The 13,845-nt window shown below is 69.6% G+C and carries 15 protein-coding genes; 9 read left to right on the top strand and 6 right to left on the bottom strand.

Annotated features, from left to right (window positions below; translation table 11 throughout):
• The first annotated feature begins 164 nt into the window (after nucleotides 1–164).
• Complete coding sequence (locus tag ABD236_RS11280; protein WP_344073104.1) at nucleotides 165–641, top strand: DUF5709 domain-containing protein; 477 nt, start codon at nucleotides 165–167, stop codon at nucleotides 639–641.
• 179 nt (nucleotides 642–820) lie between these two features.
• On the opposite strand, the gene ABD236_RS11275 is transcribed toward ABD236_RS11280, so the two are convergent.
• Nucleotides 821–1,267 carry a hypothetical protein gene (locus ABD236_RS11275; protein WP_344073102.1) on the bottom strand — a complete coding sequence of 149 codons (447 nt, stop codon included), beginning with the start codon at nucleotides 1,265–1,267 and terminating at the stop codon, nucleotides 821–823.
• Nucleotides 1,268–1,942: 675 nt separating this feature from the next.
• Between ABD236_RS11275 and ABD236_RS11270 the strand changes: the two genes are divergently transcribed.
• Both ABD236_RS11270 and ABD236_RS11265 read left to right on the top strand, forming a co-directional pair.
• Nucleotides 1,943–2,314 (top strand): hypothetical protein, encoded by a 372-nt coding sequence (locus ABD236_RS11270; protein ID WP_344073100.1) that lies wholly within the window; start codon nucleotides 1,943–1,945, stop codon nucleotides 2,312–2,314.
• Between the two features lie 292 nt (nucleotides 2,315–2,606).
• Nucleotides 2,607–3,044: a hypothetical protein gene (locus ABD236_RS11265; RefSeq protein WP_344073097.1), complete on the top strand. Its 438-nt coding sequence runs from the start codon at nucleotides 2,607–2,609 to the stop codon at nucleotides 3,042–3,044.
• A 279-nt stretch (nucleotides 3,045–3,323) separates the two neighbouring features.
• Here ABD236_RS11265 and ABD236_RS11260 read toward each other — a convergent pair whose 3' ends face one another.
• On the bottom strand, nucleotides 3,324–3,737 hold the full coding sequence (locus ABD236_RS11260; RefSeq protein WP_344073095.1) for a peptidoglycan-binding domain-containing protein: 414 nt from the start codon (nucleotides 3,735–3,737) through the stop codon (nucleotides 3,324–3,326).
• A 290-nt stretch (nucleotides 3,738–4,027) separates the two neighbouring features.
• Here ABD236_RS11260 and ABD236_RS11255 point away from each other — a divergent pair, with 290 nt between their 5' ends.
• Nucleotides 4,028–6,010 carry an nSTAND1 domain-containing NTPase gene (locus tag ABD236_RS11255; protein WP_344073093.1) on the top strand — a complete coding sequence of 661 codons (1,983 nt, stop codon included), beginning with the start codon at nucleotides 4,028–4,030 and terminating at the stop codon, nucleotides 6,008–6,010.
• 146 nt (nucleotides 6,011–6,156) lie between these two features.
• Complete coding sequence (locus tag ABD236_RS11250; protein ID WP_344073091.1) at nucleotides 6,157–6,435, top strand: DUF7336 domain-containing protein; 279 nt, start codon at nucleotides 6,157–6,159, stop codon at nucleotides 6,433–6,435.
• Here the strand turns inward: ABD236_RS11250 and ABD236_RS11245 are convergent.
• Nucleotides 6,432–6,737 (bottom strand): helix-turn-helix domain-containing protein, encoded by a 306-nt coding sequence (locus tag ABD236_RS11245; RefSeq protein ID WP_425543857.1) that lies wholly within the window; start codon nucleotides 6,735–6,737, stop codon nucleotides 6,432–6,434. The two genes, ABD236_RS11250 and ABD236_RS11245, sit on opposite strands and share 4 nt — an antisense overlap.
• Nucleotides 6,738–6,852: 115 nt before the next feature.
• Here ABD236_RS11245 and ABD236_RS11240 point away from each other — a divergent pair, with 115 nt between their 5' ends.
• Nucleotides 6,853–7,590: a VOC family protein gene (locus tag ABD236_RS11240; protein WP_344073089.1), complete on the top strand. Its 738-nt coding sequence runs from the start codon at nucleotides 6,853–6,855 to the stop codon at nucleotides 7,588–7,590.
• A gap of 383 nt (nucleotides 7,591–7,973) precedes the next feature.
• Nucleotides 7,974–8,327 (top strand): beta/gamma crystallin domain-containing protein, encoded by a 354-nt coding sequence (locus ABD236_RS11235; protein ID WP_344073086.1) that lies wholly within the window; start codon nucleotides 7,974–7,976, stop codon nucleotides 8,325–8,327.
• A 193-nt stretch (nucleotides 8,328–8,520) separates the two neighbouring features.
• On the opposite strand, the gene ABD236_RS11230 is transcribed toward ABD236_RS11235, so the two are convergent.
• Genes ABD236_RS11230 through ABD236_RS11220 form a run of 3 tightly spaced genes read right to left on the bottom strand, consistent with a single transcriptional unit; the run spans nucleotide 8,521 to nucleotide 10,296 of the window.
• Nucleotides 8,521–9,552 carry an NAD(P)/FAD-dependent oxidoreductase gene (locus ABD236_RS11230; protein ID WP_344073084.1) on the bottom strand — a complete coding sequence of 344 codons (1,032 nt, stop codon included), beginning with the start codon at nucleotides 9,550–9,552 and terminating at the stop codon, nucleotides 8,521–8,523.
• Nucleotides 9,549–10,085, bottom strand: coding sequence for an isoprenylcysteine carboxyl methyltransferase family protein (locus ABD236_RS11225; protein WP_344073082.1), 537 nt, complete (start codon nucleotides 10,083–10,085; stop codon nucleotides 9,549–9,551). Before ABD236_RS11225 ends, ABD236_RS11230 begins: the two co-directional genes overlap by 4 nt.
• 7 nt (nucleotides 10,086–10,092) lie before the next feature.
• Complete coding sequence (locus ABD236_RS11220) at nucleotides 10,093–10,296, bottom strand: hypothetical protein (RefSeq protein ID WP_344073080.1); 204 nt, start codon at nucleotides 10,294–10,296, stop codon at nucleotides 10,093–10,095.
• Between the two features lie 192 nt (nucleotides 10,297–10,488).
• Here ABD236_RS11220 and ABD236_RS11215 point away from each other — a divergent pair, with 192 nt between their 5' ends.
• Complete coding sequence (locus ABD236_RS11215; RefSeq protein WP_344073078.1) at nucleotides 10,489–11,286, top strand: UbiA family prenyltransferase; 798 nt, start codon at nucleotides 10,489–10,491, stop codon at nucleotides 11,284–11,286.
• Between the two features lie 145 nt (nucleotides 11,287–11,431).
• A complete protein-coding gene (locus tag ABD236_RS11210; RefSeq protein ID WP_344073076.1) occupies nucleotides 11,432–13,666 on the top strand; it encodes a catalase in 2,235 nt (744 codons plus the stop codon).
• Nucleotides 13,667–13,845 lie beyond the last annotated feature (179 nt).

Raw genomic sequence — 13,845 nt, 5'->3', positions numbered from 1 at the left:
GTTGGGCCATTCGGGTGAAGTGGTGAGATCCGTGAGCGGCGAAGGGCTGCCGGTGGTCAGGGACGGGAGTGTTTGACGCTGTGTGCCGGGGGCACCTGGAGGACCTGCGCTCGACGATCAGAGGTTGAAGCGCGACCCTACGAGACCCCTGAGGCGAGGTAGTCATGAGTGACCAGAACATGGCGGACGACGCCTACCAGCCCACGGGCACCAATGAGGAGCAGGAGGACGCCTCCCCGCTGGACCTCCAGGACGCGGTGGACGAGCGTACCTACGACGACATGCTCGACGAGGGCTATTCACCGCCCGAGAAGCCCCTGGGCGTCACCAAGACGGGCACCACGGCGCGGGAGCAGCGCGAGGGTGAAACGCTGGACGAGCGGCTGAAACAGGAGGTCCCGGACGTGGAGCCGCCCGCCGGTGACGGCATCGGCGATCTGCCCGGCGGAGAGGGCGAGCCCGTCGACCCCGAGTCCGGCGAGAGGCGCGCCGGGCGGCTTGTCGCTCCGGACGAGGGCGCGCACCGGGATACCACCAAGGAGGCCGTCGCTACGGATGAGGGGATCGACGGGGGCGCGGCGGGGGCGGAGGAGGCGGCGATGCATGTCGTTCCGGAGGACGAGTTGCCTTCGGGTGGCTAGAGCCGGGGGTGCCTGGGCGGGCGCGGCGCGTTCCCAGTACGCGTGGACGGCGTCCGCACCGCGACCAGTGGCGGGTGTGAGCAACCAGCCGCTGCCCCCCGTGAGGGCAGCGGCCGACGGATGCGGTGGATTCAGGGCGGGGGCGGGGGGTGTGCTGCCAAACTGGCCCGGGCGCCTGCTCAGGTCAGCGGGTTGTCCACGACGTTGCCGAGGTACTTGTGGAAGCCGCTGGAGCCCTGACCCTTGGTGGAGGAGGTCTCGACCTGGAAGAACTTGATGTCGGCCTTCTGGTTCCACGACAGGTTGTTGAAGACGGTGTAGTGGCCGCAGCCGCTCTTGCCCACGATGTGCGGGGAGCCGTACTGCTGCTGGCCGTCCGTGCCGGTGACGATGATCCGGATCTGCCCGGCCACCAGGTCCTTGCCGCACGGGAACGTGACGGACATGGCGCCGCTGAGGGTCTTCTTGCCCCAGGTGAAGGTGCCGCTGCCGCACGCGTACGTACCGCAGGCGTCGCTGCGGCCGGTCGCCGCCGCTGCCGGGCCGGCCTGAACAACCACTCCTATCAGTGCCGCAAGCCCGGCCGTGCCGGTCACGGCCAGTCTCCTCGCGGTGGTCTTTCGCACGATGTTCCCCCTGCTGTAGTGGTCGACGCCGCATGGCGTGGTCAGCACCAGAGGTTAGGGGCGCCATGAACACCGTACGTACAGCGTCGGGTTGAATCTGCTGTCCAACTCGGGCGGCAGTGGCCGGGTAAACCCACGCGGTATCCGCCGCGTGCCCGCTTCCCACTCCGGACCTTCTGACGCGGCTCACAAAGGCGGGTCGGCGCGGTGGCGAACCTGGAGGGGTACCTCGACCTCAGCCCGGCGCCGACCGGTTTCGATCGGCCGCTGCGGCTGTTTCGTACCGACGGATTCGAAGGAGCGGCTCGTATCGAGCCCTCCTGGGCACGCCTGCCCGGCCACCGCGCGCTGCTCGCGAACGCGAACCATAGGGCGTTCACCGAAGGGCGTCCACCGACTATGGCGTGCTCGTCCCGCAGCTCCAGACCAGCGGTCTCGTGGCAGCGAAGGTACGGGCCGCCCTCGGCGGCACTGGCGACCCGGCCGTGACGCTCGCCGCGGTACGGCGTTCCCGGCTTGCCCGTTGCTTGGGCAACAATGCGGCGCGGTCCAGCCTCCGGGAACTGGGATATTGGCGTGATCATGTAGACCGGAAACAGACTGTTGGGGGTTTGTGGCTACACCATAAAAACGGGATGTCATCTCATGTCGGCCACTTCCGGAATCTAGGAGTCCATGATGTCTCGTTTCCGTACGACCACCGTCGCCCTCGTCGCCGCTGCCGCAGGGTTCGCCCTGAGCGCCGCGCCCGCCCAGGCGGCCCCGGGTGACGTGACGACCACCTGCGCGAGCACCGCCACCCCGGCGGGCTACGTCGACGTCAACTGGGGTTACAGCAACACCTGCGGGGGTCAGAACTTCGCCCCGAACATCAAGCAGATCAAGCAGCTCACCGGTCTGCCGATAGGCACCGTGGTCCAGGCCTGCGGGTCCACGTACTACCCGGCCGGCTGGGTCCAGACCAGCTCGTACTACAGCGGTTCCTGTGTGTCCTTCCCGAACCAGGGCTTCAACAACAACGCCTGGACCATCAAGCGCGTCTCCTGATCACTCCCTCCGCACTCAAGTCCGCCCCGCGACGGCGTCAAGCGGGGCGGACCTTCTGAACGACCTGGCCGGAGGGTTGGAGGAAGCGGCACGGCGTCGTGCGTGCCGTAGGGCATCGACGATTGCAACCCCACAGGATCTTGACCGCGAAACCCGCGCCGCACAGAATCGGCGCGAGCGAGGCACAAGGAGTAGGGGGAAGCGTGGCCGATGAACTCCGCAACGCCGCCTGTTCTCAGCGGCGTTCGAGATGTGAGGCGTCTTGACCGGGCATCGGGTGCGAGCCTTGGCGATGGGCGCACTTCTGGTGCTCGCCGGGTGCGGTGGCAGCGGTGACAAGGCACCCGTTTCCTGGAAGCGCCCCTGCGAGATGCTCCCCAAGGCCGTGGTGGAGAAGTCGGTCGGCATTCCGCTCGTGACGACCGGCTCGGACGAATCGTACGGCTTCGAATGCCGCTACCGGCCGCCGAAGACCTCTGAGGCTTTCTGGACGATCGCCTTCAGGTCGGACACCGCCGGAACGCAGTGCACGGTCCCGAAATCGCAGCCCGCACCGGAGATCGACGCCGACGCGTACAAGCTCGATGACCAGGGGCGTGTGGTCGTCGGAGGCCCCTACCACGGCCACTGCCTGCGCATCACGGGCTACAGCAGCCGGATCAATGGATCGCAGGTGACGGTTGCCTCAGCACTCGACCTGCTCCGCACGGCCAGGGGGCGCATGGAGTAGCGGCGTCGGGGCCTGTGTGCAGTCCAAGCCGCTTGGTTGCTCTCCGAGGCACGTCGGTGGCGGTGCACGTCGCGAACTGGGTGTTCGGGGCGCGTGGAAGGTCACGACCGTTTCGCCCTCCCGGCTGATGGCAGCGTGGCCAGCGGTAGGCGTGTTCCGGTCCCGTCCCGTCCCGTCCCGTCGCCCGTCGCCTGTCCTATGCCGATGGTCCGGTCGGACAGACACACCTCTGTCTCTGCCCGACCAGACCCGTACGTCATGGCGAGGTGACTCAGCCGTCTACGAGTTGAACTCCCGGAACGCGGCCTTGGTCCTGTCTCCGGCGATCCCGTCCACCACGAGGTTGTAGCCGGCGTCGTTGAGGAAGCGTTGCAGCGCCTTGATCGTCTTGGGGCCGACGATGCCGTCGACGGTACCGGCGTCGTATCCCCAGTAGTTGAACGCCCGCTGTGCCGCCTTCCAGCTGTTGGGACCCAGCTCCCCGTCGATCGTTCCGGGGTCGAAGCCGCTGTCGCGCAGGAAGCGCTGCCAGTTCTTGGCCTGGGCCGTGTTCAGGCCGAGGTTGTTCACTGCGAGGACGGAGGCGGCGTGGGCGCTGACCGTGGACGCGGCAGCCGGCTGGGGCGCCGCGAAGCCGGCGGTGGCGCCCGCCAGGCTCCCGGCGGCGATCCCGACGAGGGCGGCGGCGCTCACGAGTGCCTTCGCTGAGGCAGGTCGCATTATTCCTTCTCTCTGTCTGCGGAAGCGGCACCCGCTCTCCTGGAGTCGTCCACGACCTGGGGTCGCATCGGGGTGCCGGTCATGGAGTCCAGCAGGTCCACGGTTGTTCAGCACCTGTCTCTCAGCGGTTGAACAACCTTCTGCCGCCCGCGGCGGCCGCCCGCCCGAGGTGGCTGGCACATGCCTTGTCCCCGGCAGCAGGCGGTTTCTACGGTGGACACCTTGATCTCTCCTGAGAGCCGGTGAGATACGGGGGACCGTTGGTGGCACGGCCCGAGAAACCTCTGGACCCGGGCACCGGGCCCGTGGCGCAGTTCGCCGACGGCCTGCGGTGCCTGCGCCGTGAAGCCCGTTTGTCCTACCGGGCGTTGGCGCAGCGGAGCAGCTACTCGCCCGCCACGCTCTCGCAGGCCGCCGCAGGCGAGAAGCTGCCGTCTCTGGCCGTGACATTGGCGTACGTGCAGGCGTGCGGCGCCGGTACGGACCTTGCCGGGTGGGAGGCGCGCTGGCATCAGGCTGAGCAGGCCGTCCGGCGGGCCCTCGCGTCGGTACGTACCGGGACGGAAGCGGATGCTCCTGCTCCCTACCGGGGCCTGGCCCGCTACGAACCCACGGACAGCGCCCTGTTCTTCGGCCGCAGCCGTCTGACTGACCAACTCCTCGCTCTCGTCGGCAGGGAACGGGTGAGTGTGGTCATCGGACCGTCCGGCAGCGGCAAGTCCTCCCTGTTACGGGCCGGCCTCCTGCCCCGCCTCCAACATCCCGGCCCCACGGACACGTCCGGGCTGCGCCCCGCAGGCCTGCGGATCTGCACGCCGGGCTCCCGGCCCGTCAGCAGACACGGAGCGCTTTTCGTTCCCCGCGAGAGCGAAGCGGCCGGTGCGGCCGAGCGGACCGGGGACGACACCGTCCTGGTCATCGACCAGTTCGAAGAGGTCTTCACCCTCTGTTCCGACGTGGACGAACGGGAGGCGTTCGTCGGACTCGTCCTGGCTGCCCGGGAGCGCGGAAGCAGGTTACGTGTGGTGCTGGGGGTCCGTGCCGACTTCTACAGTCACTGCCTGCGGCATCCCGGCCTCACCGAGGTGCTGCGTGAGGCGGCGCTGCCCGTCGGTCCGATGAGCACGGACGAGTTGCGCCAGGCGATCACCAAGCCCGCCGTCGCCCATGGCCTGGTCGTCGAACGCGCCCTCACCGCCCGCCTCGTCGCAGACGTGTCCGCCGAACCCGGTGGCCTGCCGTTGATGTCCCATGCCCTGCTGGAGACCTGGCGCCACCGCACCGGCCGCACACTCACCCTGGAGGCCTACGAGGCCACCGGGGCCCTCGACGGCGCGGTGGCCAAGACGGCCGAAACCCTCTACGCGTCTCTCGACGACCGCCAGGCCCTCCTCGTCCGCCGCGTCCTCCTGCGGCTGATCACCCCTGGGGACGGGGCCCCCGACACCCGGCGCCCCACCCCCCGTAGCGAACTCGACTTCGGCCACCCCGAGGAGATCAGCGCTGTCCTCGAACAGCTGGTCCGGGCCCGCCTGATTACCCTCGACGACGGCCACATCGATCTCGCCCACGAGACCCTCATCCGCGCCTGGCCGCGCCTGAACTCCTGGATCGCGCAGGACCGCGAGCGGCTGCAACTGCACCGGCAACTCAGCGACGCCGCCCGCACCTGGCAACAGCTCGGCCGCACCACGAGCGAGCTGTGGCGCGGCGCGCGGCTGGACGCCGCCCGAGCTGTGTTCGCCCCGCCCTCGCGTCAGGCCGACCTCACGCCGGCCGAATCCGCCTTTCTTCACGCCGCGCTTCGCGAGCGACGTCATGCCACCCTGCGTACGCGGGCCCAGGCCGTAGCCGTCGGCCTTCTCGTCGGCCTCACCCTGCTGGCCTCCGCCCTCGCCTTGCGCCACCACCCGGCCGACCGGAACGAACGACTGCGCACCACGGCCCGCGAGCTCGCCCACACAGCGGACAGCCTGCGTCCGTCCGACCCCGCCCTGTCCGCACGGTTGGGCCTGGCCGCCTGGAGCATCGCCGATCTGCCCGAGACCCGCGCTGCCCTGTTGGCCATCGGAGCCCCACCAACCCGCCTCACCACACCCTTCACACCGGCGGCCCGGGCCGCCGAACTGTGCGGTCGGGACGGAGTGGCCCTCACCCGGGAGGAGTGGCAGCAGTACATCCCGAGCGCCCCGTACCAGCCCCCCTGCCCCGGTGCGGCCGGCCGCGGACCGACACCCGACCCCTGACCGGTGATGGCACCACGTACGAGGCCGGCGGGTACGAGGGCGTGGCCTGCGGTGGGGCAGGGCCGTGGAATGTCGATGGCCGTGAGGACCGACCTAGTGCTCTGACCGGGAACGTCTACCGGTTGGGCCCGGGGTAGCCTGCGCCCGTGAAGGTCTTTCCCCTTTGGCACATCAGCCACCAGAACGAAGCCGGCCCCAACGACGAGACGATTCACCTCGACGATGGGGGCGTGTTCATCGACGAGCAGGACGGCGACGACGTCAAGCTGCTGGGCATCTACTCCTCTGAGGCCGCGGCCGCAGAGCGGGCACGTCGCGCGCGTCTTCTACCGGGCTTCGTCGACGAGCCGGACTGCTTTCAGATCGGAGAGTACGACCTCGATGGGGACCACTGGACCGAGGGCTTCGTCCGCGTGCCGGTCTAGGTCTTCGGGTGAGCGACCCTGTAGAGGCGGGGCCATTCACGCCGCTTCGGTGAGCGTCCTTCCTCCCCAGCGAAGGCTCTTTTCGCTGCGATCTCGTTGAACCGGTGGATGACATCCCGCGCGGTGTCCTCGCCTGCCTGCACCAGCTGGGCGATCACTGGCACCCGGTTCCCGCCGGCTGAGGCCAGCAGCATCATCGCCCGCCGGTAGCGCACCGTGTTGGTGCTGCCCCGCCGCACGATCCGCTGTAACTGCTGACCCTCCTGGTCGGTCAGCCTTCGGACCTTGACCGGCTCCGCCACCACGTCCCCAACCCGTTGGATGTCCGCTCATCCAGCCCGTTCCGGCCCCGTCGCCGCCAACCCGGCGAACGTTCCCGGCCAGAGCACCAGGGACGGCTGCTCCTAGGATCCCTCCATGGCTACACGACTTGTGCAGATCAATATGAAGGCTCATGACGACTCCGCGCTCGGCAGGTTCTGGGCGGAGGTACTCGGCTGGGGGATCGACACCGAGGGACCTGGCGTGACCAACCTGGAACCCGTCGGATTCTCCTACCCCGATCCCACGGCTGTCTGTATCGACCTCATTGCCCGCCCGGAACCCAAGACGGACAAGAACCGGGTGCACATCGACCTGGCCAGCACCTCGCCGGCTCATCAGGCGGAGTTGGTCGCACGTCTGAAGGAGCTCGGTGCGACGCCGGCCGACGTGGGTCAGGGCGATGTCCCCTGGACGGTCATGGCGGACCCGGAGGGCAACGAGTTCTGCGTCCTGGAGCCCCGGGAGATCTACCGCGACACCGGGCCGATCGCCGCGGTGGTGGTCGACTGCGCCGACCCGCGAGAGATGGCGCGGTTCTGGGGCGAGGCGATCGACTGGACGGTGCACGAGGTCACCGACGACCAGGCGACCATGCGGTCCGCCCAAGGCGTCGGCCCCTACCTGGAGTTCGTGCGCAACCCCGACACCAAGAGCGTGTGGAACCGCGTGCACCTCGACGTGGCCCCCTACCGGGGTGACGACCTGGCAGCGGAGGCGGCCCGGCTGCGCGCCCTGGGAGCCCTCGACCCCGGTATCGACCAGTCCGCCATCCACTGGACCGTGCTGGCCGACCCGGAGGGCAACGAGTTTTGCCTCCTCACCCCTCGGTGACGCTCCAGAGCGTGCGCGGCAGGGGAGGGGGAGTGGGAGGGGGCGGGGAAAGAATAGCCGCTCCGACTTCTTGCCGGGCTATGCAATAGACCTCGATGAGGAAGAAATCGTGCACGTTGTCCTGCCCAAAAGGACAGCGGATATCCGGGATCGCGAAGCGATAGGCCGCGTAGTCCTGATCTAGACATTCAGGGGTGCGTTTCAGCCCAGCGAGCCGTGGACGATTGCCATATGCAGCTTCCTTGCGTGACATTCGAAGGGCAAGCCCGAGAGACGAGACCACGAAAGGGCCATACGAAGGCAGGCGGACATTTTCCGACAGGCCTTCATCCGTGCGGCCCTGATGTGGCCTTCTCGTTCGAGCGTCGGATGAAGGAGAACTTGTGATCTCAAGGACGAAGAGGGTCGCCCGTTCCGTGGGCGTGGCCGTGGCGGCCGCCACGGCGGTCACGGTGGCCATGCCCACGGGTAACGCGTTCGCCATCGACCACGTCGAGTGCCGTGGTGGGGAGAACTTCCTGAAGGTCTGGTCGCACCTGGACGGCCGCTCCAGTGTCGACTGCTACGCCAACAAGGGCCGTACGTCCTTCGGCAGCTGGTGGGTCGACCGCATTTCGACGGGCAACAACGATCTCATCTACTACGATGTGAACGGTGACTCGGTGCGCATCAATCGGTGGACCGACATCACCTTCCCGCACCGTCCCCCGAAGGTGAAGGACATCGAAATCCTTTAGTGGGCGAGCGGATGATAACCCGAAAGAGCTGTGCCGAGTGGCAGTCTTTCGCGGATCGAATCCCCTTCCTGGTGTGCTGAATTATCCTTGTGGATGAATTCAGTCCTGCCTGATTCGCCGATGCAGGTCGCGCGGGTTTCCGCGTGGCCTGCATCGGCGTCGCATGGCGCGTGTGGCGATCCGCCGGCCCTGCTCAGGCGAGCAGGCTCACGGCGCGGTGGAACAGGCCGGGGAACCGGGCGGCTGCCGGGGTGAGCCGGGGCGCCAGGTGCGGCTGGTTGCGGACCCAGAGCAGCGACCTGGTCAGGAGACGGTAGTTGCGGGACAGACGGCGCCAGGCGTGTTCGTATGCCTGGGGGCGGCCCTCGTGAAGGCACCGTACGAGGGCGTCGGCCGCGGTCAGGGCGAGCGCCAGCCCCTCACCCGTCAACGCGTCGACGTATCCCGCCGCGTCACCCACGAACAGCACGCGCCCGGCCACACGGCAGCGGGTTCGCTGGCGCAGTGGGCCGGCTCCCCTGACCGGGCCCCGGTCCTCGGTGGGAAGGCGGTCGGCCAAGAGCGGGAAGTTGGCCAGCTGGTCGTCGTACGGGAGTTGGCGCGAGGTGAGGATCGCGACGCCGACCTGCTGGGGGCCGAGAGGGGTGACGTAGGCCTCGCAGTCCGCGGCCCAGTGCACCTCGACCAGGTCGGTCCATGGTTCGACGGTGTAGTGGCGCCGCAGACCGTACCGGGGTGTGCCTGGTCGGTTGGCGGTGGGGCGGGCGGTCAGGCCCAGGGCGCGTCGGGTGGGGGAGTGCAGCCCGTCGGCCGCCACGAGATAGCGGGCGGTGATGCCGTCAGCGGTCACGTGTCCGTCGGACTGGGTCACCTGGCGGATGCGCTGCGCAATGACCGGGACGCCGAGTTCGGCCGCTCGGGCGCTGAGCGCCTGGTGCAGTACGGTGCGGCGGATGCCGAGGCCGGTTGCTGCGGGGAAGCGGGCTTCGGCGTATTGGCCGTCGGCGGCGTCGAGGTAGCGGATGCCGCGCAGGGGCCGGCCGGGCACGCTCATGCCGAGGGCATGCAGGGCGTGTACGGCCGACGGCATCAGGCCCTCTCCGCACGCTTTGTCGACGGGGGACGGGCGCGGCTCGGCGACCATGACGTCGAAGCCGCGGCGTACGGCGTGGATGGCGGTGGCCAGGCCCGCCGGGCCGCCTCCGACGACGAGCAGGTCGATCATGAGGCGGCACCAGGCCCGGGAAGTGCGCGGGAGGGCGCCAGCGCGGTGCTCTCGCAGCGGATGCGTACGCTCAGCAGTGCCGCGTTGAGCAGGGTGAAGACCAGGGCGGTCAGCCAGGCGGTGTGCACGAGGGGAAGGGCGAGTCCCTCGACGACGACGGCCACGTAGTTGGGGTGGCGCAGGTACCAGTAGGGGCCCGAGGTGATCAGCGGAAGGCCGGGGACGATCAGCACACGGGTGTGCCAGCGGGGGCCGAGGGTGGAGATGCACCACCAGCGCAGCGCCTGCGCGGCCAGGGCGAGGCCGAGGGCGGGCCAGCCCAGCGGCGGCAGGAAGGGCCGGTCGGCGGCCCAGGGCTCGACGAGGCAGCCGAGGAGGAACGCGGTGTGCAGGGCGACCATCGCCGGGTAGTGCCCGCCACCGTACTCGAGGCCGCCTCGCGCCCGGCTCCAGGCGCCGTTGCGCCGGGCCACGACGAGCTCCGCGAACCGCTCGACCACGACCAGCAGGACCAACACGGTGTACGGCGTCACGGGACTCTCACCAGGCCAGAAGGACGACGAGATCACGGTGGCGGTCGAGGGGCAGTGCGAGACGGCTCTCCACGCCGGCCGCCGCGTGCAGTCGGCGCACCAGATCTCGGTGGGATCCGGACGGCAGACCGGACAGGAGGTCGGCGGTGATCTCTTGCTGCGTATAGCGGTGCGGTGGGAGGACCGTGCTCGCCGCAAGGACGCGGGTCATTGCTCCAACATAGGGACAGTGAGACGTCGCCGCCCTCAACCCGGCGCTCGTGGGCGCGCCGTCGCCTAGCGTGGGGCGATGCCCTCCACCACCGATGAAGGGGACTCCCGCCTCGCCGGTTCGCTCGTCGCTGGTGCGGCGGAATCCTCGGCTGCCGTGGGCCTGGTGAAAGCGTGTCACCCGATACCGACGGTGGCGGTCACTGGCCTGGCGGCGCTGCTGGCCGCCGCGTTCGGGCTGGACGTGGTTTCCGCGGCCACGGCGGTCGCCGCGGTCGCGGCCGGTCAGCTGTCGATCGGCTGGTGCAACGACCGGCTGGACCTGCGGCGTGACCGGGCCGCCGGGCGTCAGGACAAACCTCTGGCCACTGGTGTTGTACGCCCGTCCACGGTGGGTACGGCGGCCGGTGCGGCCCTGCTCCTGTGCATCCCGCTGTCGCTGGCCTGCGGGGTGTTGGCGGGCGCGGTCCACCTCGGCTGCGTTGCCGCCGCATGGACCTACAACCTGTGGCTCAAACGTACGGTCCTGTCCTGGCTGCCGTACGCCCTCGCCTTCGGTCTGCTCCCCGCCTTCTTGACGCTGACCCTCCCGGGCCGCCCATGGCCGCCCCTGTGGCTGACCCTCGCCGCGGCGCTCCTCGGCACAGGCGCCCACTTCGCCAACGTCCTGCCGGACCTCGAAGACGACATCACGGGTGGGGTACGGGGACTGCCGCAGCGGATGGGCCGACGCGGATCCGTCACGGCGGCGGCGGTCCTCGCCCTCGCCTCCTGCGTGGTGCTGACCGTGGGCCCGACCGGCCGGGTGCCGCTCGCCGGAGCGGGGGTGATCGCGGTGACCTCCGCGCTCTGCCTGGTGGCGGTGGCGGGGCCGCCCGGGCTGGCACGCGGGCGTGGGCCCTTCATCGCGGTCATGGCCATGGCCGGCGTGGATGCGGCTCTTTTGGTGGTGGCCGGCGCTGGGCCCTTCACGGGAGGGGCGGGGCCGTGATCCGGCGGGGCCGGCCGGTCAGGCCGTCGCGAGCAGATGCCATGCCTGTCCGCGGGGGCGGGTGACAACCGCCCATGACCCGTTTGAGGGCAGCGGCTCAACGGTCATGGCTGAGGTGTCCTGACGATCGCCACCGGGAGAGACCATGACGACAGAGCCCCCACCCGCCCCCTCCACCAGCGGCGACAGCCTGCCGGGCAAGCCGGGCCCGGTGTCGCCGCCCGTGGACGAGCCCACCCGGCCCGTCGAGCCGCTGCCGCCGAAGGCGGACCAGCGGGGCCCCGAGACCGTGAGCGCGACCGGTCAGGCCACCGGGGCCGACCAGGCGCGCATGGCGCAGAGCGGTGCCTACCTCACCACGGCCCAGGGCGTGCGGCTGTACGAGAGCGACCACTCCCTCAAGGCCGGGGCGCGGGGCCCGGTCCTGATCCAGGACCACCATCTGCGCGAGAAGATCACTCACTTCGACCACGAACGGATTCCCGAGCGCGTGGTGCACGCGCGCGGCGCCGCCGCCCACGGGGTCTTCAAGGGTTACGGCACCGCCGGTGAGGTGTCCAAGGCGGCTTTCCTGGTCAAGGACGTGGAGACGCCGGTGTTCGTCCGGTTCTCCACCGTCCTCGGCTCGCGTGGCTCCGCCGACACCGTGCGGGACACCCGGGGATTCGCGACGAAGTTCTACACCGACGAGGGCACCTTCGACCTCGTCGGCAACAACATCCCGGTCTTCTTCATCCAGGACGCGCTCAAGTTCCCGGACGTCGTCCACGCCGCCAAACCCCACCCGGACCGTGAGATCCCGCAGGCCCAGAGCGCCCATGACACGTTCTGGGACTTCGTGTCCCTGCACACCGAAGCCACCCACCACACCCTGTGGAACATGTCCGACCGCGGTATCCCGCGCTCGTACCGGATGATGGAGGGCTTCGGAGTCCACACCTTCCGGCTGGTGAACACCAACGGCGAGAGTGTGCTCGCGAAGTTCCACTGGAAGCCGAAGCTGGGCGTGCACTCCCTGGTCTGGGAGGAGGCGCAGTTGATCAACGGTATGGACCCGGACTTCCATCGCCGGGACCTGTTCGACGCCATCGAGGCGGGCGCCTTCCCGCAGTGGGAGCTGGGCATCCAGGTCTTCCCCGACACCCCTGACCAGACGTTCCAGGGAATCGACCTCCTCGACCCCACCAAGATCGTTCCCGAGGGGCTCACCCCGGTCCAGCCCATCGGTCTGATGACCCTGAACGCCAACACCAAGAACTACTTCGCGGAGACCGAGCAGGTCGCCTTCCACCCCGGCCACCTGGTCCCGGGCATCGACATCACCGACGACGCGCTGCTCGCGGGCCGGCTCTTCTCCTACCTCGACACCCAGATCAGCCGGCTCGGCGGTCCGAACTTCGCACAGATCCCGATCAACCGGCCGCACGCGCCCGTCAACGACATGCTCCGCGACGGCATGCACCAGAGCGCCGTACACACCGGCGTCGCTCCCTACCGCCCCAACAGCCTCGACGGCGGATGTCCCTTCCAAGCCGGGGCCGACCTGGGCGCCTATGTGGAGACCGCGGTCCGCGTCCCTGAGACGAGCAAGGTCCGTGAGGCACCCGCCACGTTCTCGGACCACTTCAGCCAGCCCCGGCTCTTCTGGCTCAGTATGAGCGCGCCGGAGCGCGAGCACATCATCGCCGCGTACACCTTCGAACTGAACAAGTGCTTCGAACAGGCCGTCAAGGAACGCACCTTGAAGGTGCTGGCGAACATCGACACCCAGTTGTGCGAGCAGGTCGCCTCGGGGCTCGGCCTGCCGGCACCGCAGGCCACCGTGTCCCTGGCCCCCGCCGACCCGAGCCCGGCGCTGTCGCAGCTGGGCAAGACCTGGCCGGTCGACGGCCGCGTGGTCGGTATCGTCGCGGACTCCGACGCCGACCTGGACGGCGTACGCAGCGTGCGGGAGGCGGTTCTGGCCGCGGGCATGGTCCCTCTGGTCATCGCGCCGGTCGGCGGCACCCTCGGCTCCGGCGACGGCCCCATCGCCGTCCAGCGGACCTTCGCCACCGCCCGCTCCGTCGAGTACGACGCTCTGCTGTGCGCCGGGTCGCCCCAGCCCGGCGCCGACGCCTACGGCGCCCGGGATGCCAAAGCCGGCTCTCCCACCGGGCGGGGGCCCGACCCGCGTGTGCTGTTGCTGCTGACCGAGGCGTACCGGCACGGCAAGGCGCTCGGCGGCTGGAACGACGCGCGTGAGCTCTTCGACGCGGCGGGAATCGGCGCGGACGAACCCGGAGTCGCGGTGAGCGACAGCGCCTCGGCCGCCGTCGAGAAGGTCACGGCGGCGCTCGCCGAGCACCGGGCGTGGGACAGGTTCCCGGCCGCCCTCTGAGCGCGCCGAGGCGGGTGCCCGCACCACCGCCTGCGCGCACCCGCCATACCCGCGTACCCCTTCTCCGGACGGGTCCGCGCGCCGCGTCGACCCATCCGCGGACTCAGACGCATACATGCGCTGATCGGGGTACCTGACACGCGTACCCACACCTCTACGGCCTCAGTGGCCGCACGTGT

Origin of the sequence: Streptomyces crystallinus (assembly GCF_039521265.1) — a bacterium.
Classification (GTDB): Bacteria; Actinomycetota; Actinomycetes; order Streptomycetales; family Streptomycetaceae; genus Streptomyces; species Streptomyces crystallinus.
The sequence above is the reverse complement of the archived record's forward strand: the minus strand, read 5'-3'. Positions and strand labels throughout refer to the sequence as shown.

What these genes read in the sequence shown, in the direction of transcription:
- ABD236_RS11220 (WP_344073080.1), bottom strand. Translation starts at nt 10,296, where the DNA reads ATGACCCGCGTCCTTGCGGCGAGCACGGTCCTCCCACCGCACCGCTAT.
- ABD236_RS11270 (WP_344073100.1), top strand. Translation starts at nt 1,943, where the DNA reads ATGATGTCTCGTTTCCGTACGACCACCGTCGCCCTCGTCGCCGCTGCC.
- ABD236_RS11210 (WP_344073076.1), top strand. Translation starts at nt 11,432, where the DNA reads ATGACGACAGAGCCCCCACCCGCCCCCTCCACCAGCGGCGACAGCCTG.
- ABD236_RS11230 (WP_344073084.1), bottom strand. Translation starts at nt 9,552, where the DNA reads ATGATCGACCTGCTCGTCGTCGGAGGCGGCCCGGCGGGCCTGGCCACC.
- ABD236_RS11240 (WP_344073089.1), top strand. Translation starts at nt 6,853, where the DNA reads ATGGCTACACGACTTGTGCAGATCAATATGAAGGCTCATGACGACTCC.
- ABD236_RS11280 (WP_344073104.1), top strand. Translation starts at nt 165, where the DNA reads ATGAGTGACCAGAACATGGCGGACGACGCCTACCAGCCCACGGGCACC.
- ABD236_RS11265 (WP_344073097.1), top strand. Translation starts at nt 2,607, where the DNA reads ATGGGCGCACTTCTGGTGCTCGCCGGGTGCGGTGGCAGCGGTGACAAG.